Raw genomic sequence first — 24,588 nt, forward strand, 5'->3', positions numbered from 1 at the left:
AGATGCCATGTCGATGATCGCACTTTACGGCCGCGTGCTGGCGCTGCTCGGCTCCGAAGCCCGGCTCGGCTGGGCGCTGGCCTTCGGCAATCTGGCGCTGGTCGGCGCGCAATTCGCCGAGCCGGTGCTGCTCGGCCGCATCATCGACACGCTGAGCCGAGGCCAGGCCAGCGGCAAGGCTCCGTCATGGTCCGAACTGTCGGTGCTGCTTTCCGCCTGGACCGGCTTCGGCATCTTCACCATCATCGCTGGCACGCTGATCGCGCTACATTCCGACCGCCTTGCCCATCGCCGCCGCCAGGTGGTGCTGACGCGCTATTTCGAGCATGTGCTGCAGCTGCCGCAATCCTATCACGGCAACACTCATTCGGGCCGCCTGATGAAGGCGATGCTGGAAGGCACCGACGACCTCTGGGGCCTGTGGCTCGGTTTTTTCCGCGAACACTTCGCCTCGATGGTTGGCCTCATCGTGCTGCTGCCGCTGTCGCTCTACATCAACTGGAAGCTCGCCAGCGTGCTGATCGCGCTATGCGTCGTCTTCGCCCTGCTGACCTCGATCATCGTGCGCAAGACCGGCTCGATGCAGGAAGAGGTCGAGGAGCATTATTCGGCGCTGGCCGAGCGCACCTCCGACACGCTCGGCAATATCGCACTGGTGCAGAGCTTCTCGCGACTGGAGCAGGAAGTCACCGAACTCAAGCAGATCGTCGATCGCCTGCTGGCGGCGCAGATGCCGGTGCTGTCGTGGTGGGCTCTGGCGAATGTGCTGACGCGCACCGCGACCACGCTCGCCGTGCTCGCCATCATCGTCATCGGCACCTTGCTCAATATCAACGGCCAGGCCTCGATCGGCGAGATGGTCACCTTCATGAGTTTCGCCGGGCTGATCATCGCCCGCATGGAGCATACCGTCTCCTTCATCGACGACCTCGTGAGCCACGTGCCGCAGTTGCGCGAGTTCTTCAATGTCTGGGACACCATCCCCGACATCCGCGACAAGCCCGACGCCATCGACCCGGGCCGTCTCACCGGCAACATCGCCTTCAAGGATGTAACCTTCTCCTATGACGGCACCCGCCTCGCCGCCGATCATCTGAACTTCACCGTGAAGCCCGGTGAGACGATCGCGCTGGTTGGCGCCACCGGCGCCGGCAAATCGACCGCGATTGCGCTGCTGCACCGCGCTTTCGATCCGCAGTCGGGCGTCATCGAGGCCGATGGCCATGACATCCGCGACATCAAGCTGACCGCGCTTCGCCGCAACATCGGCGTGGTGTTTCAGGAATCGCTGCTGTTCAACCGCTCGATCGGCGAGAACCTGCGCGTCGGTAAGCCGGACGCGAGCGACGACGAGCTGCGCGAGGCGGCGCGGCGCGCCCAGTGCCTCGACTTCATCGAGCGCAAGTTCAACGGTTTCGAGGAGCGCGTCGGCGAGCGCGGGCGCTCGCTGTCGGGCGGCGAGCGTCAGCGCCTGTCCATCGCGCGCGCGCTTCTGAAGAACCCGCCGATCCTCATTCTCGACGAAGCCACCAGCGCGCTCGATGCCGACACCGAGGCCAAGGTGATGGCCGCGCTCGACGAGGTGATGAAGGACCGCACCACCTTCGTCATCGCGCACCGGCTCTCCACCGTGCGCAACGCCAACCGCATTCTGGTGTTCGATTCCGGCAAGATCGTCGAAAGCGGCACATTCGATGAACTGGTGGCGCAAGGCGGCCGTTTCGCCGGCCTCGCCAAGGCGCAGTTCATGGTGGCAGCGACGGCCGGGCCGGCACCTACCACCGATAATTAAGCCCCGCGCGCAGGATGTCCTCGGTGATCGGCACGCTCAGCGTGTTGGTGCCGGACGCCGCGCCCATGAAGGTCGCAGTGCCTAGATCGAGATGAAGGTACTCGGCCTTGGCGGTCCAGCTCTTGGTGAGGCCGACCTCGAGGCCGCCGCCCGCGGTCCAGCCGGCCTTCGTGTCGCGTTGCGTGCCGATGGGTTGCACCGACTTGATATCGCCATAGGCGAGACCGCCGGTCACGTAGGGCATGAAATTGCCGAAGGCATAGCCGATGCGCGCGCGCGTGGTGCCGAACCAGCTCTGCTCGGTGCGACACTCGCCACCGCCGTTGAGCGTGCAGACAGCCGGACCCGATGCGGTGCCGTTGAGATTAGCCCAGTTGATGTCGCTCTCGAGGCCAAGCACGGTGCGACCGACCTGCCAGTTGTAGCCGATCTGGCCGCCGATCAATCCGCCATTGGTGTTGAAACGGCCGGAGTCGCCGCCGGCAAACGGATCGCTCCAGCTCGAACGGCCGAAGCCGTAGCCGCCATTGAGACCCAGGTAAAATCCGTTCCAATCATAGACCGGTGACGGCGCCTGATAGACCGGCGCGCCCTGCGGACGCGCGGGCGGCACGTCGGCCGCGAAAGCCGGCGCGGCAAAAGCCGTCAGCGCAACACCGAGCAACAGAACAGTCGAACGCTTCATCAGCCAACCCACTCCCAGCTTCAACGGACGCAACTTTACTGAACAGGGCGTGCCAGCACGCCTCTGCCTTGAGTAGTTAAACTTTGGACAGGTTGACTTTGCCGAACAAAAGCGGCCCGCGCATGGCTCGCTCAAGGCTCATGGATGACGCAATGCGGGCATTACTTGCCGCGCCGCCGCCCGCGATTTGCCGCAATTGGCCTTTGCTTTGACCGCGACCGAGTGCCGGCGAGATAGGTCGGCGCCTGCGCGCGCCATTCCCGCAGCGCGCCGCGAAAGCCGGCCTTCGATATGTCCCACACCGACGTCAGCGCCATGCCGCGCAGCAGATACTGCGTCGCCCGCAGAAAGATTTCGACCCGATCGCGCGCATATCCCTCGGCAACCATGGCCTCGATCCAGATGTCGTCGTGGCTGCGGCGATACTTGGCATAAAGGCGGTGAAACAGCCGCGACAGCCGGGCGTCGGTGCGCGCCGCCACCTGTAGTTCCATCAACGCCATATAGACGTGGCTCAGATAGAACGACTCATAGTCGGTCAGAAAGCCGTCGACAGCACTGACACCGTCTTGCCGGCCGACCATGGCCTGGGCGCGATCCCTCGCACGCGTCAGGGCGGCTTCCCAGGCCGCGGCGATCAGATCGTACTTCGAGGGATAGTAGTTCTCGCGGGCACCGCGCGACACCCGCGCCCGCTTGGCGACCGCGATGGTCGAAAAGCGCGCATAGCCTTCCTCGACCAGAAGATCGATCGCCGCCTTCAGAATGGCGTCCTGCGTGGCGCGCCGCCGCTCGTCCTGCGTTCGCCGCTTGGCCTTCTTCGCGGATGCGACGCCGCGTTTCGTGGTGACTTTCCTAATGCCTGCCGCCATCGCCCGGACCCATGACTCACGGGCCATCTTGGCGTCTCGAACGGCAAAACGAAAGCCGTAACGGAACGCCGTTCAGCGCCCGCCCCACACCTCATCGGCGACCTCGACCACCAGGGCCAGCTTGCGCCGTTCGATCTCGTCGGTGATCTTGTTGCCGTGATGGCTTGAAGCAAAGCCGCACTGCGGACTGAGGCACAGATCCTCGAGGGCTACGTATTTCGCCGCCGCCTCGATGCGACGCTTGAGATCGGACTTGGTCTCCAGTTCCGGCGTCTTCGACGAGACGAGGCCCAGCACGATCTTCTTGCCCTTGGGCACAAAGCGCAGCGGTTCAAAGCCACCGGCCCGCTCGGTGTCGTATTCGAGGAAGAAGCCGTCGACATCAGCCCGATTGAACAGCACTTCCGCCACCGGGTCGTAGCCGCCTTCGGCCATCCACATGCTCATCGAGTTGCCACGGCAGGTATGCATGGTGACGGCATGCGCCGGATCGCGGCCTTTGGTGATGGCGTTGATGATGTCGGTGTACAGCACGGCAAGCGAAGCCGGGTCCTCGCCGTCCTCCGTCACCTGGCTGCGCACTTTGGGATCGCACATGGTGGCGAAAGACACGTCGTCGAGCTGCAGGTAGCTGCAGCCGGCGGCCCGCAGGTCGGCGATCTCGGCGCGATAGGCGGCAACGACATCCGCCCAGAATTCCGCCATGTCGGGATAGGCTTGCTTGTCCACGACTTTGCGGCCGCCGCGCATGTGCATGTAAGTCGGCGACGGAATGCAGAATTTGGCGGTGCGCGTGGTCGCCGCTTTCAAAAAAGCGAAATGATCGACCATGATCGGCCTGGTGCGCCGGACCTTGTCCTTGACCACCAGCATCGACGAGGTGCTGGCGACCTTGCCGTCCGCGCCCTTGAAGCTCACGGCATAGTCGCCGTGCGTCCATTCGATGCCGTCGAAGCCGCTCAGGAAATCGACGTGCCAAAAGGCGCGGCGGAATTCGCCATCGGTAATCGCCTGCAGGCCAACTTCTTCCTGCAGCTTCACCACCTCGCGGATGGCGCGGTCCTCGATGGCGCGCAATTGCTCTTTCGTGATCTCACCGCGCTCGCGCTGCTCACGCGCTTCTTTCACATACTCCGGGCGCAACAGGCTGCCGACCTGATCGGCGCGGAACGGCGGACGTTTCGGTGCCGCGGACGGGGCGTGTTGCATCGCGGCAAGGCTGTTTGAGGCAGGCGCCGACATGATTGTCCTCCCGGAAGTTGATGCCGCAGCGCACGCAAAACGCGCGGGGCTGTTCTCTGGCCGGGAGAATATGGCTTCCCGCCTTGGGCATCAACTGATATAAGCTACGTAGCTTATTTTTTGCATCGCGCGATTTGCTCAACCGGCCAGTTGGCCAAGCGAGCCAAAGCGCTGCGACCTGAAGTACGAATAAAACGACCTGAATAACGAATAAAAGAAGTCATAAATCCGGGGAGGACAAACGATGCAGCGTTTCACGCGACGTTACTTCGCCACCGCAGGCGCCGCGGCCTTGGCGACCTTTGCCGTGCATGCGACGGCGCTCGCCGCCGACACGATCAAGATCGGCGTGATCCTTCCATATTCAGGTGTCTTCGCCGACACCGCTACCGACGTCGATGCCGGCATCAAGCTTTACATGTCGCAACACGGCGACATGATTGCCGGCAAGAAGATCGAGATCATCCGCAAGGATGTCGGCGGTGCCAACCCTGCCGCGGCCAAGCGCCTCGCGCAGGAACTACTGACGCGCGACAAGGTCGACATCCTTACCGGCTTCGTGCTGACGCCGAATGCCATGGCGGCGTCCGATATTTCGGCCGAAGCGAAAATGCCGATGGTGATCATGAATGCCGCGACATCGAGCATCGTCACCAAGTCGCCCTACTCCGTGCGCGTGTCGATGACGGAGGCGCAGCTCGATACGCCGTTCGGCGCCTGGGCGGCGAAGGAAGGCATCAAGACGACCTACATCATGGTGTCCGATTACGGGCCCGGCCACGATGCCGAGAAGTTCTTCGGCGCCGCCTTCGCCGCTGCCGGCGGCAAGGTTCTTGGGTCGGTGCGCATGCCGGTCGCCAATGTGGACTTCTCCGCCTTCGTGCAGGGCGCCAAGGACTCCGGCGCGCAATCGATCTTCGTTTTCCTGCCCGCCGGGCCGGCGCCGTCGGCATTGATGAAGACATTTCTCGAACGCGGCATCTCGCCCGACAAGGTGAAGATCCTTGGCTCGGGCAATCTCACCGACGTCCGCGTCCTCAAGACTCTTCCCAACGAAGCGGCCGGCGTCATCACCTCGTTCCATTACGACCCGGCGCACAAGTCCGCGGCCAATGCCGCCTTCGTCAAAGCCTTTCGCGCCGCCAACAAGGACGAGACCCCCAACCTGCTCGCCGTCGGCGGCTATGACGGCATGCACCTGATCTACGAAACGCTGAAGAAGACCGGCGGCAAGGCCGATGGCGAGACGTTCATTGCCGCAGCCAAAGGCATGAAGTGGGAAAGCCCGCGCGGCCCGGTCTCGATCGACCCGAACACGCGCGACATCGTGCAGAACGTCTATGTCCGCCGCCTCGACAAGGTTGGCGGCCGGCTCGAGAATGTCGAGATCTACACGGCCAAGGACGTCAAAGACCCCGGCAAGGAGCCGGCGACGAAGTAACCTCCGAAGGCCGCCACGCGGTCCAACTAAAACGGCGCCCGAGGGGGCGCCGTTTTCTTTATCTCGAACTGGAAGCTTGCCGTTTAAACGTGCGCGCCGCCGGCGGTGAAGCGCAGGCTCGCGATACGGTCGAGCTCCTGCTGTTCGCGGACATTCTGCTCGGCGCGGTCGCGTTCCTTGTCGCGCTCGTCCAGCATCTCGACCTTCTTGAGTTCCTCGAAGGCCTCGCCGAGCGCCGCCTTGGCGTCGTCGAGCTGGCCGCGCAATTCGTCGGCCGAGCGCTTGAGGTTCTCCTTCCGCGTCATCGCGGCCTTCGCATAGGTCGGATAAGCGAAATGGCCGGGATCGTGGATGCCGGCGCGGTCCTGCTCGACCTTGATCTCGCGCTCGAGCTCGTTGGCGATGCGGTCGAATTCGGCCATCATCGCCTCGATCTGGGCGACCTTGCGCCGCTTCTCGTCGACCTGAAATTTCTTCAGGCGGATGAGGGTTTCACGTGACTTCATCGACTAAATACTCCCCCGAAGCCCCGAATAACGGGCCCGACGCGGCCATACACGCCGCTGTCCAGGCACGCCCCGGACCGTTCAGCAGGCCAACTCTGGGGCAATATCGTTAGTTTTCGGTTTCCAGAATCGGTCATGTACATCGATATTTTCCCAAGCGACCCGCGCCCTAGCCGCGGCCGACGATCGCTTCCAGCATCTTGTAGCCCTCGGTCAGGCTGGTCGCCTCGTCCTTGCGCTGGGAAAGGAAGGCTTCCAGCGGCTTGTTCAGGGCGATGGCCTCGTCGACCTCCGGCGAGGTTCCCGGCCGGTAGGCACCCAGCCGGATCAGTTCCTCCATGTCGGCATAGGTCGCCATCACCTCGCGGGCGCGCTTGATCACGGCGAGGTAATTGGGGTCGGCCGCGCGCGGCATGGTGCGCGACACCGAGCGCAGCACATTGATCGCCGGATAGCGCCCGCGCTCGGCAATCGAACGCTGCATAACGATGTGGCCATCGAGAATGCCGCGCACCGCGTCGGCCACCGGCTCATTGTGGTCGTCGCCGTCGACCAGCACGGTAAAGATGCCGGAGATGGTGCCCTGCCCCTCGGCACCGGGACCGGCGCGCTCCAAGAGGCGCGGCAGTTCGGTGAATACGGTCGGCGTATAGCCCTTGGCGGTCGGCGGCTCGCCGGCACTAAGTCCAATTTCGCGTTGCGCCATGGCAAAGCGCGTGACGGAATCCATCATCGCCAGCACGTCCTGGCCCTCGTCGCGGAAATATTCGGCGATGGACATGGTGAGGTAAGCCGCCTGCCGTCGCATCAATGCGGGTTCATCCGAAGTGGAGACCACCACCACGGAGCGCTTGAGGCCCTCCTCGCCGAGATCGTCCTGCAGGAATTCCTGCACCTCGCGGCCGCGTTCGCCGATCAGGCCAATGACCGACACGTCGGCCGACACGTTGCGCGCCAGCATCGACAACAGCACCGATTTGCCGACGCCGGAGCCGGCGAAGATACCCATGCGCTGGCCGCGGCACACGGTCAGGAAGGTATTGAGCACCCGCACGCCGAGATCGAGCGGCGCGCCGACCCTCATACGGGAATGCGCCGCCGGCGGCGCATTCCGGAATGGATAAGGCGATGGTCCGTATTTTAGCGGCCCCTTGCCGTCGATCGGCTCGCCCAGCGCGTTAACGACCCGGCCGAGCCAGGCCTCCGACGGCCGCACGCTCATCGCCGAGGACGACACCAGCGCCCGGCAGCCGCGGCGCACGCCTTCCAGCGGCGCGAACGGCATGGCCAGCGCCAGCTTGCCGGAGAAACCGACCACCTCGCAGGGCACCGGGCCGTTACCGCCCTCGATGGTCAGCCTTGAGCCGACCGACATGGCGTAAAGCGGCCCGGCGACCTCGACCATCAGGCCGCGCACGCCGACCACCCGGCCGTAGATCTCGACGCCGTCGATGTCGGTAAGTTGTTCCGCCAATGCCTTCATGGATGCGCTCGCGCCCCTGTAGGACGCCCATTTTCACCTTTTAGGCGCCCGGAACTCGCCCCAGGACCCTGTGAAAAACGCCGTAAACCCGCCCTTAGGCTTACCGGGCAAACCCGGTCATTAACGTCGTGTTTACCCGCGTCGTTAATCATTGGGTCATCGTCCGGAAGATGGAACCGGGGCCGATCGGCGATTCGCCGCCCTGTCCCCGCCACCCGATGGGCTGATCGTGTACGCCGCCGGCAGAAAGCTAAATGGCGGTCAAACCGGAGCAGAAGCTAGGTCGTGGCCAAAAAACCACTCGGCAGCAAGAGTTTAGGGCGATTCGGCGCCGTGGCGCCAGCAAACGCTTGCGGCCAAGAATCAGGTTTTGTTAACCATGTCGTCATAGTGTCGAATCGGTTTGTCCCACCGCGTTTTTTTCAAGAACTCGCCGCCCATGCGGCGCTGACCCAGAGCCCGGCTGCGGCGAGATAGGGGACTACAATGCGCGTTCTACTCATCGAAGATGACAGCGCGACGGCTCAATCCATCGAGCTGATGCTGAAATCCGAGAGCTTCAACGTCTACACCACCGACCTCGGCGAGGAAGGCGTGGACCTCGGCAAGCTCTACGACTACGACATTATCCTCCTCGACCTGAACCTCCCCGACATGTCGGGTTTCGAGGTTCTGCGCTCCCTTCGGGTCTCGAAGGTGAAGACGCCGATCCTGATCCTCTCCGGCCTCGCCGGCATCGAGGACAAGGTCAAGGGTCTCGGCTTCGGCGCCGACGACTACATGACCAAGCCGTTCCACAAGGACGAACTGATCGCCCGCATCCACGCGATCGTCCGCCGCTCCAAGGGTCACGCCCAGTCGGTCATCAACACCGGCGACCTGGTGGTCAACCTCGACACCAAGACGGTCGAAGTCACCGGCCAGCGCGTGCATCTGACGGGCAAGGAATACCAGATGCTCGAGCTGCTCTCGCTGCGCAAGGGCACGACGCTGACCAAGGAGATGTTCCTCAATCATCTCTACGGCGGCATGGACGAGCCGGAACTGAAAATCATCGACGTGTTCATCTGCAAGCTGCGCAAGAAGCTGGCCAACGCGTCGGACGGCAAGAACTACATCGAAACCGTCTGGGGCCGCGGCTATGTGCTGCGCGAGCCGACCGAGGCGGACGAGCGGATCCCCGCTTAAGCCGCTCCGCTCTCCAGGGCGACATAAAAAACCCCGCCAGCGATGGCGGGGTTTTTGTTTGCGGCACGTAACTTACATTGGTCCTCAGAAGTCGTCCGGCAATCACCGCATTGCTGCCGGGTCCGCCATCCGGCTTCAGGAGAAATTGAGCTCGATATAAAGGTCAGTAATCTTCGGTGCGATGCCGGCTTTCTTCCACGAAGCCTTCGCCGGATTCTTCTTCGGATCGCAATCTTGCGGATTGTCGCCGTCCATCTGCAGGACGCGGCCGGACGTCTGTTCTTTCAGCTTCTTGAAGAGATTGGCGGCGGGCATTTTCCAGCCGTTCTTCTTCTTGATGTTGGGATCCTGCTTGTGCACCGGAATAAGGGCCACCAGGCGATCGTTCGTCATCATCTCGAAGATCTTCGGCAGGGTCGCGTTGTGACTCGCATGGTGCCCAACCTTGTAGAAAACGGTGCGCGCCATCAGATCCTCGAACGTCGCTCCATCCACCCATTCGATTGACGGCCAGCTCAGCCAGTTGCCGGTCTGAGCGTCGGCCGCGAACAGCAGAACCTTGCCGCTGTCAACCAGCTCGATGGCCAGCACCAGGCTGGAATTGTTGGTGAACGTGTCGAGATACAGGGCGAGATTTTCGGCTTGCCCGAGCCAGTCTTCGTCGATCGTGCGCCAGGGCGCGGCCTGATATCGTTCGCGCATGCCCTTGAGCCGTTCGGATGGCGCGGCCGCGACAGGCCGCTTGACGCTCTGATCGAACGGAAACTGCGCCTCCTCCGCCAGCATTTCCTGGCTCTTGCCATCGACGGCGCCCAAGAGCTGCTGCGCAGCCGCGAACTGAGACGCAAGCCCGCGAGCCAGCGAGACGGCGGCGACGTGCTTGTCGTAGGTCTCGTCCTTCTTGGGATCCTTGTCGAACAGGAGGTCCTCGTCGCGCGGCGGTCCGAGCACGTAGACGCGCACCGCTCCTGCCGGCAGTCCGGGCATGTTGAGGATCGCGCCCGGTGACAGGTATTTCGGCTTGCCGCTGACCGACTCGAGAAACTTGACGGCATCCGCCGGCAGGACCGGCGGGCCGGCAGCGCCTTTGGCTTCATAAAATCCGAGGACATCGTCCAGGACTTCGCGGGATCGCGCTCCTCTCACCCCCAGCGCCTTGTTGCGAATCGCGGACTGAACGCCAACCAGCGCCGATACGAGGTTCTTGTATTCCTTGCCGATCCGGCGCGCCGCGGCGTCCGATGGGTCGTCGAGCCAGGACAACCACACCTCGTTAATGCCGATCTCCTCGAATTGCGGACCGGCATGAACGAAACCGCTCACATGGTCGTTGTGCTGGTGAGTCCCGACCACCACGTCGATCGGAGCGTTCCCAAGCTCCTTGCCGATAGACTTGACGATCTCCTTGAGCCGTTCGGCGGATTCCTTCGAGTTCCTGAAAGAGCCGCAATCGATCAGCATCCGGCTCTTCTTGCGTCCGGCGGTGAAGGTGACGAGAAAGCAGTCGCCGAGCTCGAAGAGCTTGTACATCCGGACGGTCGCCGAAACCTTCGCCATGGCTGCCCCCCGGCGCGTCACGCGCCGCTGTGGAGATGGTTGAAGTTGATACGGCCGGTGCGGCCATCGTCGGCATAGAGCGATTCCGATTCCGGCCCGCTGCCGTCCTCGCCGAGCAGATAGCGGCGCAGGCGCTCGAAACGCAGGTGGCTTCTGACATTCATCCGCACGATGAAGTCGACCTTGTTCTCCTGCCCCAGATCCAGCACGAGCTGGCACCCGCCGCGGAAATACATCGGCCGCAACACGCCGGCCGAGCCGATGTCGACCGTGACGCGTTGCGTCAGGGAGATGATGACCTGTTCCTTCTGTCGGCCTTCCTCGCGCGCTTCACGAAACGCCGCGCGCATCGAGTGCACCTCGATCGGCGGAACGTAATTTTCGTCGTGCTTGCCGTCTTTTACAAAGCGAACGTCATCCGGCCGCGGCTGGAACAGCTTCGACACCGGCAGCGAGGTCAAGCCCAGCTTGTTGAGGAAAGCCTCCCACTTGGACGGATCGGTGAAATGCACTCTGCTGCCGGTCAACTGCCTTTGCAGTTCGGCCTGACCTTTCCGGATCGCGTTGTAGATGTCCTGGCGGTCTTCGGCCTCGATCTGACGGCGAATGTGGGGCTTGATCTCGTGGATGATCTTGCTCATCACGATTGCTTCGCTTTCGGTCAGGTCGGAGCCCCACCAGCGAAGGCTCTCTGTGGAGAGCGTGTGCACCCGGTCGGGAAATATGCCGCGCGCGCGGAATGCTTCGATAAGCGCCAGGCGATAGCCGTTTTCGTCGATCGGGGCGATGTCGAGATCGGCGGTGATCAGCGCGCGCAGATAGTCGCCGAAAGTGATGTCGTTCGGCGGGCAATAATCGAGCGCCCTGATGCAGATATGCAGAAGATGCTCGGCGATCTTGCTGGCCTCCGCCGCCAGCCGCCGGACCAGATCGTGGCTGATACCGGCTTCGGGGAGCACGCCGGTGCCGTTACTGGCGATACGGAATAGATCCGCCGTCCTAAACTTGTAGACGCGCTGGAACGCATCGAAAATGGTAGCAACCAGCACCGCGCCGCGCTCGTGCACTTCGGTCTTGTCGGTATAGTCGAGCGGGCTTGGCTCCAGGGCGCGCCACTCCAGCTTGCCGCGGACATTGACCCAGCGGCCGATCATCTGCCGCAAGGCGCCGCGATTGCCTGCCAGCGCCTCGCCGAACTGGGTCGCCAGTTCCCCGAACACGCTGTGGCGATCGAGGCGGCCGCTCGTCGCCGCCAACTGGTGCTCGACGAGCTCTCGGAACGTGAAGCGCTGCAACAGCGCAACGATATCGGCAAACCCCTCGTGGAATGCGCCGACATCGAGATTGGTGTCCTCGAGATAGCGGCGGCGAATGCTGTCGAGAATGGCGTGGGTCATTTCATGGGCGACGATGTCCGGGCTGAGGCAGGTGAAGACCAGCCCGCCAGGATAGTTCGCGCCCTGATACTGCTTGGCCGCGAGGAAGTAGCCGAACAGCAGCGCCCGCTTTTCGGGATCGTAATAGGCATTCGCTTCGCGCAGCGCGTGCGGATAGATGCGAAGCTGGCCGACATATTCGTCGCCGCGTTTGGCGCCGCCCGCGAACCAGTGGCCCGCCCAGATGAGCTTGCGGCCAAGCGCACGCTCGAAATGGCGGATGGTCTTCATGGCCACCGCGTAGACAAACTGCTGGTGGAATTGCGGGTTGCCCTCGCTGGGCGCAAGACCTTGTTGCGACGCTACTTTTTCATCCGACAAATCGACCGGTTCGTACCAGCACGCGCTGGCCGGATCGTAGTCGAGCACCTCGACATACTCGCCACTCGGCCCCGGCTTCAGCTGCTCGAAAGGGATGCGGTAGACGACTTCATTGATGGCTGCCGTATCGAGCCGGGTAGAAAACCCCGGGTCGAGCGAATAACCGCGCAAGCATCGATAAGCCGGCGTGCTCATACACAAGCTCTGGAAGTATTGCGTTATTCCACACGTTAATATTGTATTGCAATCGAATGCAAGACGAAAATGCGCCATCCGTGCGAGGGAAGAGGCATTCACCGCAACAGAGCTTTGTATGTTATTTTTTAAACAAGGGATCGACGGCCTGTGCCCGAAGCTCTTCCGCGATGGAACGGAGCCGCCGTCAAGCCCGCCGCAGGAACAGCCGCGGCACATGGTCCTTGAAACGCAGGGCCGGCGCCTCGATGAAGCGCCATGACGCCACCGCCAGCGGCGCGGTGATGACCAGCGTCAAGGCCAGCAGCGCGGGCATGCCGATGTCCGGCAGTTCAACCAGCAGCGCCTGCGCCACCGGCCAGTGATAGATGTAGACGCCGTAGGAAATGTCGTGCCGCTGCGTCGCCCGCGTCAGTGCGCCGTAACGACGCGCGCCGGCCAGCATCACCGCATGCGCCACCACGACGACATAGGCCGCGTGCTCCAGCGCCGTGCCGCGCGTCAGCACCACCAGCAGCACCGAACCGATCAACCACCAGGGCGACAGCGACACCCGGTCCCGGTAGTGATACGCGATCATGCCCAGCGTGAAGCAGAAGCCGTAACGGCCGAGCTGATAGAGATGCGAGGTGTCGCCGACCTGCTCCATCGCCGCCTGCGCGGTGAACAGCACCAGCGCGAAGCCGAGCGCGCCCCACAAGGTGCCGGTGCGCCGTGTCCAGCCTGCCGCCGAGAACGCCGCCAGCACCACATAAGCGAGAATCTCGTATTTGATGGTCCACAGCGGCGTGTTCACCGCTTCGGCATAAGGCAACCCCTGGAAGACGTGATGCGGTGGCGCCGCCCTGGCGAACTCCACCAGGATGGCGAAGGGATAGATCCAGGTGTGCGGATCGCTGAAATAGTCGAGAGGATGCGACGACGACAGCAGCGGCCCCGCGACAAAGGCCATCAGCAGGCCGAACACGAACAGCCCGGGGACGATGCGCAGAAACCGCGCCCACAGATAGTCGGACAGATCGGGCCGGCGCTCGACGCTCTGCGACAGCATCAGCCCGGAGAGAAAGAAGAAGGCATTGACCGCGTGCTGGCCGAGCGTGAACGGCGTCACCTGCAGCAGCGGATCGAGCCTGTCGTTGCCCGCCCGGATGATGAGCACATGCGACAGCAGCACGGTGAGCGCTGCGACCAGCCGGATGAGGTTGAACGAGTTCTGATCTGGCGCCAGGTGAGGCGCCAGCATCCGGGCCGGGGTTCGCATTGCGTATGACGTCCGATTTCGCCCCGGTTATACGCCGGCAGTTGCGCAGCGAAAGTTACATTGCTCTTCAGCATTGCCGAATTGCTGACAATTGTCCCGAATAACCGGCCGCCGTGTTAAGCAAGGCTTAACCATGCGGCGCCCCGCTCACATCAAACTTAACGTCGCCGCCGCCAGCACCAGATAGCGGCCGACTTTGGCGATCGTGACCAGCAGCAGAAACACGGGGAACGGTTCGCGCAGCACGCCCGCCACCACGGTGAGCGGATCGCCGATGAACGGCGCCCAACTCAAAAGAAGCGACCAGCGGCCATAGCGGTGATACCAGCGCTCGGCGCGCGCCAGCGCGTCGCCCTTCACCGGAAACCAGCGCCTATCGCGAAAGCGCTCGATGCCGCGGCCGAGCAGCCAGTTGATGACCGAGCCGAGCACATTGCCGGCGCTCGCCACCGCGATCAGCGCCCACACCGCATAATCGCCGGTGAGCAGCAACCCCGCCAGCACCGCCTCCGACTGCGCCGGCAGGATCGTCGCCGCGATGAGCGCGGTGAGGAACAGTCCCAAATAGACGGTAAGCGCGGTCATGGCGAAATCCCGTTTAATCGGGCGCGGCGCCAAACGCAAAACCCCGCGCAAGGCGGGGTTTTGTTTGGAGTGGCCTGTCGGCGCGCGCTTGCATCATGCCCGCTTGCGGCCGGTGAACATGGCTTTGACCAGATTCTCGCGATGCTCGAAGCTGGCGAGCAGCACGCCGAGCACATGGAAGACAACCAGGCCCACGGTGAGATTCGCGAATACCTCGTGCACTTCCTCGAGGACCTTGGAGCCCCAATAGGCGTCGGTTGTCATCATGATGCCGGTGACGCAGCTGCCGGCGATCAAGACGAGCAGCGCCACGATCATCGCGCCGCCGGCCGGATTGTGACCGATATAGCGCGGCGCCCGAAACAGCATGATGTCGCGGAGATAGGCCAGCGTCACACCTGGCGAGCGCACGAAGTTCGAGAAGCGGGCGTGCTGCGGGCCGACGAAGCCCCAGATCACACGCACCGCCACGATCGCGGCGATCGTGTAGCCGACGGCGATGTGAACCTTTTCGACTTCGTCGGCCGTGGCATAGGCCACGACAAACAACGTCGCCAGCGACCAGTGGAAAATCCGCACCAGCGGGTCCCAGACCTTGACCGTTGCCGGCGGCGTGACGCCGCCGGCTTCGATGACGGGAGAAGCTTGGCTCATGATGCCTGGCCTCAGTTCTGGCCGACGATCTGGCCGCTGGTCGGATCGAGGAACAGCTCCACCTGGTTGCCGTTCTTGTCGATCGTGTAGAACTCGCCGCAGGCCTTGGCGAGCTTGGCCTTGCGCACCTGATAACCCTGCCCTTCGAGCTTGGACTGCAGTTGCTGCGTCGACAGCCACTGGTTCTGCGGCGCGTTGGTGCAGGGCCGGCCGAGGCTGCCGGCATAGGCGGCGCCCGAGGCACCGAGAATCGCGGCGGCGGCGGCGAGAATGACAAGCTTGCGCATCATGATCTCCAATCTGTTCGTCCGGACCACACCATGTGGCCGTCGATGGTGCCACCTTGCACGAAGGCCACTGACTGCCGCCTGATGGCCGATGTCAGCGAATTGTCAGCATCGGTGACAGCGGGACGCCGACATGAAAACGGGCCGGCAATGCTGCCGGCCCGCTTCGGGAACGAGGTCTGTGAATTGCCGCTCAGTTGCGATCGCCGTGCGAGCGGTCGTGGCGTTCGTAACGGTCATGCCCGTCATCGTCGCCGTCGTCGTCATGATCGCGCATGTCACGCACGTGTTCGCGCCGCTCGTAACGGTCGCGATCGCCCGAGCGGCCGTCGCTGACGCGCTCCTGCGCGACCTGACGCGCGCCCGGCGCCGCGTCATCATTGCTGGCCTGCGCCACCGTCGCCAGTCCAAGAAGAGCCGCCAGGGCCCCGAAAATGATAGCCTTCCGCATGGTCCGTCTCCTGTTTCCGCGTGGGCCGCTTATTCGGCCCAGGCAGGCGGACCATGCGCCTCGGCCGCTGACGGGCGCCTGTTGATCCATGTCAGCCATTTGTCAGGTCGTTTGCGGCATGGTGGCGGCAACCCCAAAGGTATGACGGCTCATGCGTTTACGATGGTTTCCCTTCGGTCTGGCCATGCTGCTGGCCGCGGCCGGTCTGACTGGCGGATTGCACCCGGCCGCCGCCGACGATCACGACGACAAGCGGCATGACGCCGTGCGCCGCGCCGTCGAGGCCGGCGAAATCCGCTCGCTCGCCGACATCATCGCCGACGTGCGCGACAAGCTGCCCGGCGACATCGCCGGCGTCGAGATCGAGCGCGAGAAAGGTCGCTGGCTCTACGAATTCCGCGTGATCGACAAACGCGGCCGCCTGTTCGAAGTCTACATCGATGCCCGCGACGGCACGATCCAGCGCGTCAAGGAGAAGTAATGCGGCTGCTTCTCGTCGAGGACGATAAACGCATTGCCGACGACATCAAGCGCGCCCTCGGCGCCGCCGGCTATGTCGTCGACACCGCGCGCGACGGCGAGGACGCCTGGTTCCGCGGCGACACCGAGGACTATGGCGCGATCATTCTCGACCTCGGCCTGCCCGGCATGGACGGCCTTGCCGTGCTCAAGCGCTGGCGCGCGGGCGGCCGGCATATGCCGGTGCTGATCCTCACCGCACGCGGCAGCTGGGCCGAGCGCGTCGACGGCATCGACGCCGGCGCCGACGATTACCTGCCGAAGCCGTTCCGCATGGAGGAATTGCTGGCGCGGCTGCGCTCGATCGTGCGCCGCTCCGCCGGCCATGCCTCCTCCGTGCTCAGCGCCGGCGACATCACGCTCGACGAGCGCCAGATGAAAGTGAGCCTGCGCGGCGCGCCGGTGATGCTGTCGCCGCTGGAGTATCGCGTCGTCGCTTATCTGTTGCGCAACAAGGGCCGGGTCGTCTCCCAGCATGAGCTCGATGAAAACGTCTACGGGCCGAACGAGGACCACGATTCGAATGCGCTGGAAGTGCTGATCGGCCGCGTCCGCAAGAAGCTCGGCCCCGCGCTGATCGAAACGCGCCGCGGCTTCGGCTATCTCGTGCCGGAGACGATGCCGTGAAGCCCGGCTCGCTGCGGCTGCGCCTCATCGCCGGCGGCATCGTCGCGATCCTGATCGCGCTCAGCATCGCCGGCCTCGGCCTCACCGTGCTGTTCCAGCGCCACGTCACGCGCACGCTCACCGACGATCTCGACGTTCACCTCCGCCAGTTGATCGCGGGCATCGATGTCGGCCCGCAGGGCGAGTTGGTCGTCACGCGGCCGCCCGCCGATCCGCGCTTTGCCGATCCCCTGTCGGGCCTGTACTGGCAGGTCGAGGGCGCGAGCGGCCAGTTGCTGCGCTCGCGCTCGCTGTGGGACATGACGCTGAAGCTGCCACCCGACGCGCTTTCGCCCGGCGACACGCATATCCACGAACTGTGGGGCCCCGCGCACACGCGGCTGCTGGTCGCCGAGCGCAGCATCGTGCTGTCCGGCGGCGGGCGGAATCCGTCGGCGCGCATCGCGGTCGCGGTCGATCTCGGCCGCGTCGCCGCCGCGACCGTCGCCTTCGGCAAGGACCTTGCCATCGCGCTCGGCCTGCTCGCTTTGGTGCTGGCGATCGCGACCTCCATTCAGGTCGGGCTTGGCCTGCGGCCGCTGGACAGCCTGCGCCGCGGCATCGCCGACATCAGGGCCGGGCGGCGCAGCGACCTGCCCGCCGCCGTGCCGGCGGAGGTCCAGCCGCTGGTCGAGGAAGTCAACGCGCTGCTGGAGGCGCAGGCCGGCGAGATCGAGCGGTCGCGCGGCCGCGCCGCCGATCTGGCGCATGGCCTGAAGACGCCGCTGGCGGCGCTGGCCTCCGACGTCGCGCGCCTGCGCGAGAGCGGCCAGGATGCGGTGGCGAGCGATATCGAGGCCGTCGGCGAGGCCATGAGCCGCCATGTCGATCGCGAACTTGCGCTCGCGCGCGTGCGCGGGCGCGTTCGCTTGCGCCCGGATGTCTTCACCGCGCTGGCGCCGCTGGCGCGCGCGCTGGTCGCGACCTTGTCGCGCACGCCGGCCGCGCAGCATTTGTCATTCGAGATCGACATTGCCGACACCGCGATGGCGCCGTTCGATCGCACCGATCTGGCCGAAGTGCTCGGCAATCTTCTCGAGAACGCGGTGCGTCATGCTCGCACGCGCGTTCGCATCTCCGGCGGCGGCGACAATGCGGCCATCCATGTCGAGGACGATGGCGCGGGCATTGCCGAGAGCGAATTGCCGCTCGTGCTGGAGCGCGGCGTGCGCCTCGACGAACGCGGCGGCGCCGGCCTCGGGCTTTCCATCGTCCAGGACGTGCTCGCCGCCTATAACTGGCGCCTGACGCTGACGCGCTCCGCGCTCGGCGGCGTCAAGGCGACGATTGCTCCGGAGGGGGTGAAACTCTGAACCACTGCAAAGCCCCCGGCACGCGAAGCGCCGGGGACTTCTTTGTTCCAACAGGCAGTCGTCGCTCAACGCGACATGATGCCGATCGTGCTGCGGTCGAAGAACATCATCAGCTTGCCGTCGTGCATGAAGAAGATGGTGCCGCGCGGCACTTCCTGAGCGCGCGCCATGATGTCGGCGCCCGGCGCCTTCATCGGCGCTTTCATCGCCTTGCCGTCCATGCCGACGAAGTAAGCTTGCCCGGTAGCCAGGCCCCACTCGCTGGCGTCGGAGGCGTGAGCAGCGGCAGCGCCGAGCGACAAGGCCAGGCCTGCCGCGAGTACGGTCTTGGTGAGGATCGACATTGTGTTGGTCCTTGTTTCGCATGAAAATCGCGAGTTTTCTCGCGACGTCATCGGTTGATGACAGCGCGGACCGTAGGGCGCGACCGCCCGGTTGGATAATGCCGAGATGCTATCGATTTGATAGCCTGACGACGCGCACCCTCGTGATAAAGTTTCGAGACCGCTGCTGTGTTGGCGGCCACGAACCGGCGAGGTTGAGCTTGGACGAAAGCCCCAAAATTCCGGAAACGACGGCGGAAGCGCTTTCGCTTATCATCGGCATGCCCGGCGAACTCCGCGATCAACTCGCGGCCTATGTCGGACACAGCAGACGCCTGCAACCGGCTATTGCCGCCGCGTACGACCGGCTGATCGGACATTTGATGGCCGTCTACTCCGGTCAGATCGGCCCGGCGGTTGGCGACCCGATGCCGGATTTTCTGCTATCGGACCAGAACGGTCATCTGATGGCGCTCGATCGCTTTCTCGAAGACGGGCCGCTGGTCATCAGCATGAATCGCGGTCATTGGTGTCCGTTCTGCAAGATCGATCTGCGGGCGCTGGCAAAAATCGCGCCGGAAATCAGGCGACGCGGTGCGCAAGTCGTTTCGATCATGCCGGAGAAGGCCCGCTTCACCAAACAATCGATCGCCGATAACGCCCTGCCCTTTCCAATCCTCAGCGATGTCGACCTTGCTTACGCGTTGTCGCTCGGCATGGTCTACTGGGTTGGTACCGAGGTCAAACAACTATACGAGGACCTCGATCTCGACCTCGAGCGGTTTCAGGGCAACAGCGGCTATTTCCTGCCAATGGCCGCCAAGTTCATTGTGGGTCGCGACGGCATCATCAAGGCACGGCAGATCGACGTCGACTACCGTCAACGTATGGAACCGTCCGTTATTCTGGAGGCGCTGGCACGGCTGTGACCTGCGTCAGGCCTGTCCGGCCGGCCGCGCCACCGGCAGCAATGCCGCCCAGTCCGCCGCGCGCAACAATTTCATCAGTCCGGTCGCCGCCGCCGATCGGCCTCGCCCGGCCACGGCATAAAGGAAGACAGGACGACGCAACCGCACGCCATCGACCGCGACGCCACGCAGTCCTGAATGACCACGCGCGGTTTCCGGCATGATAGCGACTCCGACATTGGCTTCGAGCAGGTTCAGCATGTCCTGATCGGAAAGAACATGGTCGCCAGTCTTCTGCTCGATGCCGGCCGACCGCAGCAGCGCGTCGAGTTCGTCGGCCTGCTCGCAGTAAGGCCGCGAAATCAGCCTCGTGCCCGCCATTTCGGTTAACGCGATGCGATTGCGCATCGCGAGGGGATGTGCCTTGTTGACGACGAGTTCGTAGCCTTCCTCGAACAGCGGCCAGGCATCGAGCCGCTCCCAGCTTTCGCCAAGCGGACCTGCGACCGCAAGCTCCGAACTGCCGGCTTTCAGGCGTTCGGCAATTGCGTGACCGTCACCGCGGAAGAATTGCAATTCAAGTCCGGAAAAAGCCTTGGCAAGTTCGGAGAGCACCGGCACGAGCAGCGCGAGATTGACGGTGTGCGACAGCGCGATGCGCAAAGGCGCCGTGGCGCCCTTCTTGTAGGACGCCGCCAGCGCCTTGGCGGCAACGGCGCTTTCATGGCACTGCGTCAGCAGCGGCAGCATCATGCGCCCGAGATCGGTGAGATGACTGAGCGCGCGTTCGCGCCGGAACAAGGCGCCGCCGAGTTCGTCCTCGAGCGCCTTGATGGCGCGGCTCAGCGATGGCTGCGCGACGTTGCAGTCGCTGGCGGCCTGCGTGAAATTGAGTGTCTTCGCTACCGATAGAAAATAGCGAATTTGATGCATTTCCATCGAGCAACCCGCGACCTGTGCCGCCGGGCGGGATTGTGCACGTCGCGCGGCGTCGCGCAATCGACCCAAGGCCGCTGTCGGTTATCGAAACCATAGCGCAAAGGCATTGGACCGGACGGCTTTTGAGTGGCTACGCGGGCAAACGGAAAAGGGTGGCGGGCCAGAATTTATCCCTTGACTCTTATTCCTATTAGCCCTATATTCCTATCTATCCCGCCCCAACCGCGAGGGGTGTCTGATCAGCGTCTCCAGACGCTGGGGCGGGGAGCGGTGGCCGGGTTCGGGGCGTCGGAGATGCGGCGCAAATTCCCCTCCCGGCGGTCCAAGCCGCTCCTCCCCCGGAACACGCCCTTTGCCGCCGCGTTGCCCTCCCGCGAAGCGGCCTTGCGCCGCAAGGAGGTCCCCATGTCCTACATGCGCTTTGCCCTGATGATCGCGGTGTCGACCGTCGTGATGTTCGGCCTGATGTATCTCAACACCTACGCGCTCGATCACGTCTTCTACAGCCAGACCCGCACATGGATGGCGCTGGTGATGGGCGCGGCGATGGCCGTCGTGATGATGGGCTTCATGTGGAGCATGTATCCGAACCGGCGCGTCAACGCGGCCATCGTGCTCGGCAGCGTCGTCGTCTTCGCCGCGGCGCTGTGGCTGGTGCGCAGCCAGGCGACGGTGAGCGACGTCAGCTACATGCAGGCGATGATCCCGCATCACTCCATCGCCGTGCTCACCAGCCGCCGCGCCCATATCCGCGATCCGCGCGTGCGCGAGCTGGCCGACAAGATCATCGCGGCGCAGCTGCGCGAGATCGGCGAGATGAAGACGCTGATCGCGGAGCTGAAGCGGCAGCCGCCGCCGGCGAACGCGCCGGACCTGCCGCCGGGGAAGTAGGGGGAAGATGGAGCGCGTATCAACGTCACCGTCGTCCCGGACACCGAGCGAAGCGAGGTGAGCCGGGACCCATAACCACCGTTCTATCGAGATGGCACGGCGTATGGGTCCCCGCCTTCGCGGGGACGACAGATTCTACAACGCCCGTCGTTGCACCACGCTGCGCACGGCCGCATCCTGCGCCGCGAGGTTGGGCGCATAGAGCCCGCGCTTGTCGGGCACCGGCTTGAAGGCGTTCGTGAGCCCGACCACGGTCTCGGCGGCGCCGAGCACCAGATAGCCGTCCTCGGCGATCTGCGGCGCGAGGCGGTTGAGCACCTGGGTCTTGGTCGGCTGGTCGAAATAGATCAGCACATTGCGGCAGAACACGATGTCGAAACGGCCGAGCGGCGTGAAGTCGTTGAGCAGATTGAGCGTGCGGAACTGCACCATGCTGCGCAGCTCGGACGACACCTGCCAGGTCTCGCCGACCTGCGTGAAATACTTGAGCAGCATCTGAATCGGCAGGCCGCGCTGCACCTCGAACTGGCTGTAGGTGCCGGCGCGGGCGCGCTCCAGCACCTCGCTGGAGAGGTCGGTGGCGAGAATGTCGATGCGGAAGCCGCTCAGCGCGCCGCCTTTGGCCGAGGCCGCCATCTCCTTGATCGCCATCGCCAGCGAGTAAGGCTCCTGCCCGCTCGAGGCGGCGGCGCACCAGATGCGCAGGCGGCGGTCGCGGTCGCGCGCGGCGGTGAGCGCGGGCAGCATGGTGTCGCGGAAATGCTCGAACGGAATCTTGTCGCGGAAGAAGAAGGTCTCGTTGGTCGTCATCGCCTCGACGGTGTCGATGGCGATCGGCGAAGAGGGCGTCATGCGGATACGGGTGACGAGATCGCCGAGCGAGGTCAGGCCGTGCTTGCGCACGACCGGCATCAGCCGGCTCTCGGCGAGATACAGTTTCTCGGCGGCGAGCACGAGGCCGGAGCGCTCGTGCAGATAGCGGCGCAGGTAGTCGAAATCGCCGGGGGTCATGCGCGCTCCGCGGCGAACAGGCGGTTGAGCTTGGCGCCGATATCGTCGATCGGCAGCACGGCGGAGCAAAGCCCGGCGAGCGCGACCTGGCCGGGCATGCCCCAGACCACGCTCGAGGCTTCGTCCTGCGCCAGCACATGGCCGCCGGCATGGACAATGTCGTGCGCGCCGGCGAGGCCGTCATGACCCATGCCGGTGAGAACGAGCGCGAGCGCACGCGGGCCCCAGACGATGGCGGCGCTGGAGAACAGCGGGTCGACCGCCGGCTTGCAGAAATTGATCGGCGCGGTGTTGGTGATCTCGATGACCGGCACATTGTTGCGCTGGGCCACGGTCATATGACGGCCGCCGGGCGCGAGATAGATAGTGCCGGCGACGATCTCCTCGCCATGCACCGCCTCGCGCGCCGTATGCTTGCTGAGCCGGCCGAGATGCTCGGCGAGAATGGCGGTGAAGGTCGGCGGCATGTGCTGGGTGATGAGCACCGGCACGCGCTCGATCACGGCGCCGATGTCCGTCACCAGTTTGTTGAGCGCCTGCGGCCCGCCGGTCGAGGCGCCGATCAGCAGCGCGCGCGGCGCGACGGTCGGCAGCGGCCGCAGCACGATCGGCGCGTGGGGCGGGTGATAGTGGTGGAGGGCCTTCGCCTGCGGCGCGGTAGGCGGGGCAAGCGGCGGCGCGTCGGCAACAGGGGTGAGGCTTGGCGCCTTGTGGCCGCGGCGGCCGAGCTGGCGGATTTTCTCGATCAGGTCGCGGCGAAACTCCGGCGCGGCGCCGACGTCGCTCTGGCTCGACGGCTTGGGGATGTAGTCGGTGGCGCCCAGCGACAGCGCTCGCAGGCTGATCTCGGCATTCCGCCGCGTCAGCGTCGACGCCATGATCACGGTGACGCCCGGGCACTTGGCGAGCAGCTGCGGCAGCGCGGTGATGCCGTCCAGTTCCGGCATGTCGACGTCGAGGATGACCACGTCCGGCTTGATGCGCTCGATCTGCTCGACCGCCTCGCGGCCGTTGCGCAACGACGCGACCAGCGCCATGTCCGGCTCGGCCTCGATCCAGCGCGCGAACAGGCCACGCACCACGATGGCGTCGTCCGCGATCATGACGCGCAGGCACGGCGCACCGGTGGCGGCCGATGCCGCTTGAAGAGGCGCGAGGGTCAGGTGGTCGGACACGAGCGGGCTCTTTCTGGCGGCGTCAGATCAGCCCGACTTCCTGGAACTTGGCTTCGACGATCTCCTTGTCGAAAGGCTTCATGATGTATTCGTTGGCGCCGGCATGCAGCGCGCGCGCGATATGCGCGACGTCGTTCTCGGTGGTGCAGAACACCACCTTCGGCGCGTCGCCGCCCGGCATCCGGCGCAGCATGCGCAGGAATTCGTAGCCGTCCATCTTCGGCATGTTCCAGTCGAGCAGGATGGCTTCCGGCAACTTGCGCCGGCACAGGTCGAGCGCCTGCTCGCCGTCCTCGGCTTCCTCGATGGTGAATTCGAGGCCTTCCAGAATGCGGCGCGCCACCTTGCGGATGACACTGGAGTCGTCGACGACCAGACAGGTTTTCATGGTTTCTTCCTCGTCATCTTGGGTTGCGGTTGTGCGTGGCGGTCACGCGGCGACCGCCGGAGCGATATCGAGCAGACGGTCGACATCGAGCACCAACAGCAGGTGATGCTCGAGGCGATAGATGCCGGACGAAACGGCGGCGAGCTTGGGATCAAGATTGACCGGGTTGCGTTCGAAATCGGCGGCGTCGAGGCTCATGACTTCGCCGACCTGATCGATCATCAGCCCGTAGGACTCGCCCTTGAGTTCGACGCCGATGGCCATCGCCGACTCGCTGCGGCGCTCGAGCCCGAGCCGGCGGCAGAGATCCACGAGCGTGACGATGCGGCCGCGCAAATTGAGAATGCCGGCGATCTCCGGCGGCGCCAACGGCACGCGCGTCAGCCGTTCCGGCACGAACACGTCCTGCACGCGACCGATCGGCAGGCCGAACAGCTCGCCGCCCACCATGGCGGTGACGTAGTCGTTGATGGTTTGCTCGGTGCCGTGGGTCATGTCG

Annotated in this window: 26 protein-coding genes; 8 read left to right on the forward strand and 18 right to left on the reverse strand. The window is 64.4% G+C overall.

The window, feature by feature from the left end:
* Positions 1–7 precede the first annotated feature (7 nt).
* The gene (locus tag E8Q40_RS17815) at positions 8–1,792 is read left to right on the forward strand and encodes a glucan ABC transporter ATP-binding protein/ permease (protein WP_205995589.1); all 1,785 of its coding nucleotides are present in this window, start codon (positions 8–10) and stop codon (positions 1,790–1,792) included.
* Here the strand turns inward: E8Q40_RS17815 and E8Q40_RS17820 are convergent.
* The 3 genes from E8Q40_RS17820 to E8Q40_RS17830 form a co-directional block, all read right to left on the reverse strand.
* Positions 1,776–2,477, reverse strand: coding sequence for an outer membrane protein (locus E8Q40_RS17820; RefSeq protein ID WP_137045813.1), 702 nt, complete (start codon positions 2,475–2,477; stop codon positions 1,776–1,778). The genes E8Q40_RS17815 and E8Q40_RS17820 overlap by 17 nt on opposite strands.
* A gap of 161 nt (positions 2,478–2,638) precedes the next feature.
* Positions 2,639–3,349, reverse strand: coding sequence for a TetR/AcrR family transcriptional regulator (locus tag E8Q40_RS17825; RefSeq protein ID WP_168197886.1), 711 nt, complete (start codon positions 3,347–3,349; stop codon positions 2,639–2,641).
* Positions 3,350–3,421: 72 nt separating this feature from the next.
* Positions 3,422–4,591, reverse strand: coding sequence for a 5-methyltetrahydropteroyltriglutamate--homocysteine S-methyltransferase (locus tag E8Q40_RS17830; RefSeq protein ID WP_205995591.1), 1,170 nt, complete (start codon positions 4,589–4,591; stop codon positions 3,422–3,424).
* Between the two features lie 244 nt (positions 4,592–4,835).
* Here E8Q40_RS17830 and E8Q40_RS17835 point away from each other — a divergent pair, with 244 nt between their 5' ends.
* Positions 4,836–6,032, forward strand: coding sequence for an ABC transporter substrate-binding protein (locus E8Q40_RS17835; RefSeq protein ID WP_137045815.1), 1,197 nt, complete (start codon positions 4,836–4,838; stop codon positions 6,030–6,032).
* An 83-nt stretch (positions 6,033–6,115) separates the two neighbouring features.
* On the opposite strand, the gene fliJ is transcribed toward E8Q40_RS17835, so the two are convergent.
* Together fliJ and fliI are read right to left on the reverse strand one after the other, a co-directional pair.
* Positions 6,116–6,538 carry a flagellar export protein FliJ gene (gene fliJ / locus E8Q40_RS17840; protein WP_137045816.1) on the reverse strand — a complete coding sequence of 141 codons (423 nt, stop codon included), beginning with the start codon at positions 6,536–6,538 and terminating at the stop codon, positions 6,116–6,118.
* A 169-nt stretch (positions 6,539–6,707) separates the two neighbouring features.
* Positions 6,708–8,021 carry a flagellar protein export ATPase FliI gene (fliI, locus tag E8Q40_RS17845; RefSeq protein ID WP_137045817.1) on the reverse strand — a complete coding sequence of 438 codons (1,314 nt, stop codon included), beginning with the start codon at positions 8,019–8,021 and terminating at the stop codon, positions 6,708–6,710.
* A gap of 486 nt (positions 8,022–8,507) precedes the next feature.
* Between fliI and ctrA the strand changes: the two genes are divergently transcribed.
* Positions 8,508–9,209, forward strand: coding sequence for a response regulator transcription factor CtrA (ctrA, locus tag E8Q40_RS17850; protein WP_056912162.1), 702 nt, complete (start codon positions 8,508–8,510; stop codon positions 9,207–9,209).
* Between the two features lie 135 nt (positions 9,210–9,344).
* Here the strand turns inward: ctrA and E8Q40_RS17855 are convergent, their stop codons facing one another.
* From E8Q40_RS17855 to E8Q40_RS17885, 7 genes are all read right to left on the reverse strand, one after another.
* Entirely contained in the window at positions 9,345–10,766 is a 1,422-nt protein-coding gene (locus tag E8Q40_RS17855) for an MBL fold metallo-hydrolase (RefSeq protein ID WP_137045818.1), read from the reverse strand.
* Positions 10,767–10,783: 17 nt separating this feature from the next.
* Positions 10,784–12,718, reverse strand: coding sequence for a hypothetical protein (locus E8Q40_RS17860; protein WP_168197887.1), 1,935 nt, complete (start codon positions 12,716–12,718; stop codon positions 10,784–10,786).
* Positions 12,719–12,905: 187 nt separating this feature from the next.
* The gene (locus E8Q40_RS17865) at positions 12,906–13,961 is read right to left on the reverse strand and encodes an acyltransferase (RefSeq protein ID WP_168197888.1); all 1,056 of its coding nucleotides are present in this window, start codon (positions 13,959–13,961) and stop codon (positions 12,906–12,908) included.
* A 165-nt stretch (positions 13,962–14,126) separates the two neighbouring features.
* A complete protein-coding gene (locus tag E8Q40_RS17870; RefSeq protein ID WP_137045821.1) occupies positions 14,127–14,564 on the reverse strand; it encodes a YqaA family protein in 438 nt (145 codons plus the stop codon).
* 93 nt (positions 14,565–14,657) lie between these two features.
* Positions 14,658–15,218 (reverse strand): cytochrome b/b6 domain-containing protein, encoded by a 561-nt coding sequence (locus tag E8Q40_RS17875; RefSeq protein WP_137045822.1) that lies wholly within the window; start codon positions 15,216–15,218, stop codon positions 14,658–14,660.
* An 11-nt stretch (positions 15,219–15,229) separates the two neighbouring features.
* On the reverse strand, positions 15,230–15,508 hold the full coding sequence (locus E8Q40_RS17880; protein WP_370455203.1) for a PepSY domain-containing protein: 279 nt from the start codon (positions 15,506–15,508) through the stop codon (positions 15,230–15,232).
* Positions 15,509–15,698: 190 nt separating this feature from the next.
* Positions 15,699–15,956: a hypothetical protein gene (locus E8Q40_RS17885; protein ID WP_137045823.1), complete on the reverse strand. Its 258-nt coding sequence runs from the start codon at positions 15,954–15,956 to the stop codon at positions 15,699–15,701.
* 151 nt (positions 15,957–16,107) lie between these two features.
* Here E8Q40_RS17885 and E8Q40_RS17890 point away from each other — a divergent pair, with 151 nt between their 5' ends.
* From E8Q40_RS17890 to E8Q40_RS17900, 3 genes are read left to right on the forward strand one after another with little or no spacing between them, the layout of a single operon-like run.
* Positions 16,108–16,437, forward strand: a complete 330-nt coding sequence (locus tag E8Q40_RS17890) for a PepSY domain-containing protein (RefSeq protein WP_137045824.1) — start codon at positions 16,108–16,110, stop codon at positions 16,435–16,437.
* Complete coding sequence (locus tag E8Q40_RS17895; RefSeq protein ID WP_137045825.1) at positions 16,437–17,102, forward strand: response regulator transcription factor; 666 nt, start codon at positions 16,437–16,439, stop codon at positions 17,100–17,102. The genes E8Q40_RS17890 and E8Q40_RS17895 overlap by 1 nt, the downstream gene beginning before the upstream one ends.
* The gene (locus E8Q40_RS17900) at positions 17,099–18,454 is read left to right on the forward strand and encodes a HAMP domain-containing sensor histidine kinase (protein ID WP_137045826.1); all 1,356 of its coding nucleotides are present in this window, start codon (positions 17,099–17,101) and stop codon (positions 18,452–18,454) included. Before E8Q40_RS17895 ends, E8Q40_RS17900 begins: the two co-directional genes overlap by 4 nt.
* Positions 18,455–18,519: 65 nt before the next feature.
* Here E8Q40_RS17900 and E8Q40_RS17905 read toward each other — a convergent pair whose 3' ends face one another.
* Positions 18,520–18,798 carry a hypothetical protein gene (locus E8Q40_RS17905; protein WP_137045827.1) on the reverse strand — a complete coding sequence of 93 codons (279 nt, stop codon included), beginning with the start codon at positions 18,796–18,798 and terminating at the stop codon, positions 18,520–18,522.
* Positions 18,799–18,818: 20 nt separating this feature from the next.
* On the opposite strand from E8Q40_RS17905, the gene E8Q40_RS17910 reads away from it, so the two are divergent.
* A complete protein-coding gene (locus E8Q40_RS17910; RefSeq protein WP_137045828.1) occupies positions 18,819–19,706 on the forward strand; it encodes a peroxiredoxin-like family protein in 888 nt (295 codons plus the stop codon).
* A 6-nt stretch (positions 19,707–19,712) separates the two neighbouring features.
* On the opposite strand, the gene E8Q40_RS17915 is transcribed toward E8Q40_RS17910, so the two are convergent.
* Complete coding sequence (locus tag E8Q40_RS17915; protein WP_137045829.1) at positions 19,713–20,624, reverse strand: LysR family transcriptional regulator; 912 nt, start codon at positions 20,622–20,624, stop codon at positions 19,713–19,715.
* Between the two features lie 405 nt (positions 20,625–21,029).
* Between E8Q40_RS17915 and E8Q40_RS17920 the strand changes: the two genes are divergently transcribed.
* Positions 21,030–21,515, forward strand: coding sequence for a DUF305 domain-containing protein (locus E8Q40_RS17920; protein ID WP_137045830.1), 486 nt, complete (start codon positions 21,030–21,032; stop codon positions 21,513–21,515).
* Between the two features lie 135 nt (positions 21,516–21,650).
* Here the strand turns inward: E8Q40_RS17920 and E8Q40_RS17925 are convergent, their stop codons facing one another.
* The 4 genes from E8Q40_RS17925 to E8Q40_RS17940 all read right to left on the reverse strand — a co-directional run bounded on the left by E8Q40_RS17925 (position 21,651) and on the right by E8Q40_RS17940 (position 24,584).
* A complete protein-coding gene (locus E8Q40_RS17925) occupies positions 21,651–22,526 on the reverse strand; it encodes a protein-glutamate O-methyltransferase CheR (RefSeq protein ID WP_137045831.1) in 876 nt (291 codons plus the stop codon).
* Complete coding sequence (locus E8Q40_RS17930; protein WP_137046799.1) at positions 22,523–23,629, reverse strand: chemotaxis response regulator protein-glutamate methylesterase; 1,107 nt, start codon at positions 23,627–23,629, stop codon at positions 22,523–22,525. Before E8Q40_RS17930 ends, E8Q40_RS17925 begins: the two co-directional genes overlap by 4 nt.
* A 94-nt stretch (positions 23,630–23,723) precedes the next feature.
* Entirely contained in the window at positions 23,724–24,089 is a 366-nt protein-coding gene (locus E8Q40_RS17935) for a PleD family two-component system response regulator (protein WP_137045832.1), read from the reverse strand.
* A gap of 42 nt (positions 24,090–24,131) precedes the next feature.
* Positions 24,132–24,584, reverse strand: coding sequence for a chemotaxis protein CheW (locus E8Q40_RS17940; RefSeq protein WP_137045833.1), 453 nt, complete (start codon positions 24,582–24,584; stop codon positions 24,132–24,134).
* Between the last annotated feature and the right edge of the window lie 4 nt (positions 24,585–24,588).

This window comes from Pseudolabrys sp. FHR47, from assembly GCF_005153485.1.
Taxonomy (GTDB): Bacteria; Pseudomonadota; Alphaproteobacteria; order Rhizobiales; family Xanthobacteraceae; genus Pseudolabrys.

Bases quoted from the DNA above. Each gene is read 5' to 3' on its own strand.
- E8Q40_RS17905 (WP_137045827.1), bottom strand. From the start codon at position 18,798: ATGTCGATCCTCACCAAGACCGTACTCGCGGCAGGCCTGGCCTTGTCG.
- ctrA (WP_056912162.1), top strand. From the start codon at position 8,508: ATGCGCGTTCTACTCATCGAAGATGACAGCGCGACGGCTCAATCCATC.
- E8Q40_RS17880 (WP_370455203.1), bottom strand. From the start codon at position 15,508: ATGATGCGCAAGCTTGTCATTCTCGCCGCCGCCGCCGCGATTCTCGGT.
- E8Q40_RS17935 (WP_137045832.1), bottom strand. From the start codon at position 24,089: ATGAAAACCTGTCTGGTCGTCGACGACTCCAGTGTCATCCGCAAGGTG.
- E8Q40_RS17820 (WP_137045813.1), bottom strand. From the start codon at position 2,477: ATGAAGCGTTCGACTGTTCTGTTGCTCGGTGTTGCGCTGACGGCTTTT.
- E8Q40_RS17925 (WP_137045831.1), bottom strand. From the start codon at position 22,526: ATGACCCCCGGCGATTTCGACTACCTGCGCCGCTATCTGCACGAGCGC.
- E8Q40_RS17895 (WP_137045825.1), top strand. From the start codon at position 16,437: ATGCGGCTGCTTCTCGTCGAGGACGATAAACGCATTGCCGACGACATC.
- E8Q40_RS17915 (WP_137045829.1), bottom strand. From the start codon at position 20,624: ATGGAAATGCATCAAATTCGCTATTTTCTATCGGTAGCGAAGACACTC.
- fliI (WP_137045817.1), bottom strand. From the start codon at position 8,021: ATGAAGGCATTGGCGGAACAACTTACCGACATCGACGGCGTCGAGATC.
- E8Q40_RS17890 (WP_137045824.1), top strand. From the start codon at position 16,108: ATGCGTTTACGATGGTTTCCCTTCGGTCTGGCCATGCTGCTGGCCGCG.
- E8Q40_RS17870 (WP_137045821.1), bottom strand. From the start codon at position 14,564: ATGACCGCGCTTACCGTCTATTTGGGACTGTTCCTCACCGCGCTCATC.
- E8Q40_RS17920 (WP_137045830.1), top strand. From the start codon at position 21,030: ATGTCCTACATGCGCTTTGCCCTGATGATCGCGGTGTCGACCGTCGTG.
- fliJ (WP_137045816.1), bottom strand. From the start codon at position 6,538: ATGAAGTCACGTGAAACCCTCATCCGCCTGAAGAAATTTCAGGTCGAC.
- E8Q40_RS17930 (WP_137046799.1), bottom strand. From the start codon at position 23,629: ATGATCGCGGACGACGCCATCGTGGTGCGTGGCCTGTTCGCGCGCTGG.
- E8Q40_RS17865 (WP_168197888.1), bottom strand. From the start codon at position 13,961: ATGCTGGCGCCTCACCTGGCGCCAGATCAGAACTCGTTCAACCTCATC.
- E8Q40_RS17875 (WP_137045822.1), bottom strand. From the start codon at position 15,218: ATGAGCCAAGCTTCTCCCGTCATCGAAGCCGGCGGCGTCACGCCGCCG.
- E8Q40_RS17815 (WP_205995589.1), top strand. From the start codon at position 8: ATGTCGATGATCGCACTTTACGGCCGCGTGCTGGCGCTGCTCGGCTCC.
- E8Q40_RS17940 (WP_137045833.1), bottom strand. From the start codon at position 24,584: ATGACCCACGGCACCGAGCAAACCATCAACGACTACGTCACCGCCATG.
- E8Q40_RS17825 (WP_168197886.1), bottom strand. From the start codon at position 3,349: ATGGCGGCAGGCATTAGGAAAGTCACCACGAAACGCGGCGTCGCATCC.
- E8Q40_RS17830 (WP_205995591.1), bottom strand. From the start codon at position 4,591: ATGTCGGCGCCTGCCTCAAACAGCCTTGCCGCGATGCAACACGCCCCG.
- E8Q40_RS17855 (WP_137045818.1), bottom strand. From the start codon at position 10,766: ATGGCGAAGGTTTCGGCGACCGTCCGGATGTACAAGCTCTTCGAGCTC.
- E8Q40_RS17910 (WP_137045828.1), top strand. From the start codon at position 18,819: ATGAAAATCGCGAGTTTTCTCGCGACGTCATCGGTTGATGACAGCGCG.
- E8Q40_RS17885 (WP_137045823.1), bottom strand. From the start codon at position 15,956: ATGCGGAAGGCTATCATTTTCGGGGCCCTGGCGGCTCTTCTTGGACTG.
- E8Q40_RS17835 (WP_137045815.1), top strand. From the start codon at position 4,836: ATGCAGCGTTTCACGCGACGTTACTTCGCCACCGCAGGCGCCGCGGCC.
- E8Q40_RS17860 (WP_168197887.1), bottom strand. From the start codon at position 12,718: ATGAGCACGCCGGCTTATCGATGCTTGCGCGGTTATTCGCTCGACCCG.